This window comes from Deltaproteobacteria bacterium (genome assembly GCA_016931625.1).
In the GTDB taxonomy this organism is placed as follows: domain Bacteria; phylum Myxococcota; class XYA12-FULL-58-9; order XYA12-FULL-58-9; family JAFGEK01; genus JAFGEK01.
Map to the genome: position 1 here is coordinate 1 of JAFGEK010000117.1, position 2,888 is coordinate 2,888.

Genomic DNA, 2,888 nt, shown 5'->3' on the forward strand with positions numbered 1-2,888 from the left:
ATCACTAACCACTTCGCCAGACTCTGTGCGTATGGTTAGTGATAAGCCAGCATCTTCGTTTACCGGCGGTTGAGGTGAAGCAGTTGCTACCTCGGTGACGTTTGCTGGCGTAATGGCCTGCGATATTAATTGTATTTCTTGGCGATACAACCGCAATTGCCGTGTTTGCAGTGCCGTGGCAATTTGCTGTATTACTTGTTGTTCGTTTAACCTATGTAAACTTTGCAAACCATTATTGACCAACATTGAGCGCAGTTTTTGCATGCAGCACCAGTCACTAGCAAAACGCTGCACAAATTGGGTAGCCCAAAATATATCGTTGTCAAAATTAAGTTGTTCGTAGCCGTTGGGTGCTGACTCAAACCAAGTTAAAATTTTATAATTGTCATTAAAATACGTTAACGTTGTTGTTAGCATGGGCATAGGTGAATGCAACCTTAATGCCATGCCGACTTAATACATTAACTACCTGTAATGATTTAAAAATTCCCCTATTAAAATATGGGGCTACTTTATTGATGTCGTAAAATGAGACATCTGCGTGTGTCATTTTGCGACACTTAAATGGTGATTTTTTGGCGAGAAACTAATTTACTAAAACTATTAGCGAGTTATGCAGTAGCTATACTTGGCATCAATGTTGCTCGTAAACAGCAACATGCTAGCTACAACCCTAATATATTTTGGCGAGATATATAAAATTACTAAACCCGTACGTATTGAAACAGGTGAGAATGTTATCGATGAATTTGATTTAGAACTTAGCTGTCCCATTGTATTATCGCGACCTAGAAATAGCATCATATAAACAAATCTTATAACCAGAAAGAAGGTTTTATTATTATGATCTGCCCAAAATGTAATCGTCATCATACTGATTCTGTAGTTATTTGTGACTGCGGCTATAATCTAGAAGACCATCGCAATCATGTTATGCAAATCGATCCTAATCAATCTGCATCTCATAGCCATACTTTTCTAAAAGTATGTTCAACACTTTTTAAGTTAATAGCTATACTCGGAATAATTGCAAGCATATGGAGAGTGTCAGGTATTAGAGACGATACCTGGAAAATACTCATAATAGTCGGTAGTTTATTTAATGCAATCATATGGTTTGGTTTGGCAAAGACTATTTTGTTGCTTCTCTCAATTGAGACCAGGCAAGAAGAAATGTGCAAAAGTATTTATAGCCTTGAACAGATGCATACCAAGAATGCTAGACACCCGAAAATTTAACTGGCCCCAAAGAAATAGTAATAAGTCATAACCCAAAAAAACCGTATAGTTACTCTAAAGTTATTAGAAAAACCAAAAGCGCAATATGCGCTAGTTGCTGGCACCCCAAGCATAAAATAGCAGTATTGTTAGGTATAATCATAAGTAGCAGTGCTGACTCATAAAAACAGACAAACTTTGCTTGAACTTTTATTTTTATAATTAGTATATATTTAAGCAAAAACCACAGCGCCAATCTTTACTCAAATTTTTTGTTAAATTTCCTTTCGGCTCAATATTGCTCTAAAAATCAGTTGCGATCCTAATTAAATAAAAACAATAGCACCGATTTTTATGTAAAGTATACTAGCTTCGTTAAGCGTTACACTTAGCTAATAAGGGATACCAGGTCGCTAAATATCCATCACTAGATTTCGTGCCTCAAAATTTATTTATACCGGCTGTTACTAAACAAGGGCTGTCGCCATGACGCATGGGACTCAACGCTTACGGCGACATAAAGCGGCGCTACGTGTGACACGCGGGCAGCGGACACGCGGGCAGCGACGATCACAAAAAGCAACCAAAACTAGCCGCCCCGCTCGACGTGTGACCAGAGATGGCAAGGGTGGGAGGTAGAGATGATTTTAGCAACTGTCGTGGAGCAGTATCAAAATACAAGGAAAGTGACATGCCTAAAGAGCTAACGATTGCAGAACTTGAGCAAGCCATAACTAGCGCTGCGGCTTTTCGATGTCGGCGTCGACTGCAACCCGCTGGTGGTCAAGGAGATAAAGTCTTTCCGCCAACTTTTGCAGGAGCGGTCTATGCTGAAGAACAACGGCGCATACCAGGTCGCGACGCACCGGTTAGGTGTGTATTGCTCGATAGCGTGCAGAGTCAAGCAAACCGTATGGAGCTCGCCCTGCAAGAGGCCATCGATGCTGGTAAAATCGGTATGCCGCTACTCACCATCGATTTTTCTGAATACAGTCCTACCGGCGATATTGAAGCAGATAAGCAAGCGGGTAAACTTATTGATGCTGTTGGTAAAATCACCAGCTTGCAAGCGCCGCATCGCTCGGCAGATGCCATATTACGGGATAGTGAATATAAAGGAGTACGCTTTCGTGACTCTAACGAGGGCAAATCTCTCAACACCATAAGCCTGAATAATGCAACGCCGCTTCTTAAATTATGCCCAACAGCGCTTATCTTTGGCATGTGGGATTCTACCGGACCAAAAGGTGGCCTAGGCCCAAAATTCGAGCGCGCTTTAGTATCTGAGATTGTTGGGATAGGGGCAGAGATTGGTGATTTACGTCGTGGCGTTCGTCATGATCCACTAGAGATACGTGCTGCGGTAAAAGTAATAAAAGCTCCAGATAAATCGTGGACTGTCGCTGGCCTTGAAGCCAAAAGTAAGGGTGTTGATTCTCCTTCGGCGGTGAATCATTCAAGTGTGCCCTTTCCTAAACAAATAGAAAAAAAGACTGATGAGAATACTTATGATGGCGTAACGATTGAATACGCAGAGCAAATAACTACCTTGTCACTTATTTGTCTGCGGCGTTTGCGTTTTCTGGAAATGATCATTCAAAAGCGCGGCGTTTCGATCGCGGTTAGCGCGATCGCAAGTAAGCATGCAGTAGCGTGAATTTTTTAAAGTG

Annotated in this window: 4 protein-coding genes; 3 read left to right on the forward strand and 1 reads right to left on the reverse strand. The window is 41.5% G+C overall.

Annotation, left to right across the window (positions count from 1 at the left end; all coding sequences use genetic code 11):
- The coding region (locus tag JW841_10350) for a hypothetical protein (protein MBN1961337.1) at nt 1-417 on the reverse strand (417 nt) is incomplete at its 3' end.
- Between the two features lie 241 nt (nt 418-658).
- Between JW841_10350 and JW841_10355 the strand changes: the two genes are divergently transcribed.
- From JW841_10355 to cas7u, 3 genes are all read left to right on the forward strand, one after another.
- A complete protein-coding gene (locus JW841_10355; protein ID MBN1961338.1) occupies nt 659-808 on the forward strand; it encodes a hypothetical protein in 150 nt (49 codons plus the stop codon).
- Nucleotides 809-843: 35 nt separating this feature from the next.
- Nucleotides 844-1,239, forward strand: a complete 396-nt coding sequence (locus JW841_10360; protein ID MBN1961339.1) for a hypothetical protein — start codon at nt 844-846, stop codon at nt 1,237-1,239.
- 670 nt (nt 1,240-1,909) lie between these two features.
- Complete coding sequence (gene cas7u / locus JW841_10365; GenBank protein MBN1961340.1) at nt 1,910-2,875, forward strand: type I-U CRISPR-associated protein Cas7; 966 nt, start codon at nt 1,910-1,912, stop codon at nt 2,873-2,875.
- Nucleotides 2,876-2,888: the final 13 nt, after the last annotated feature.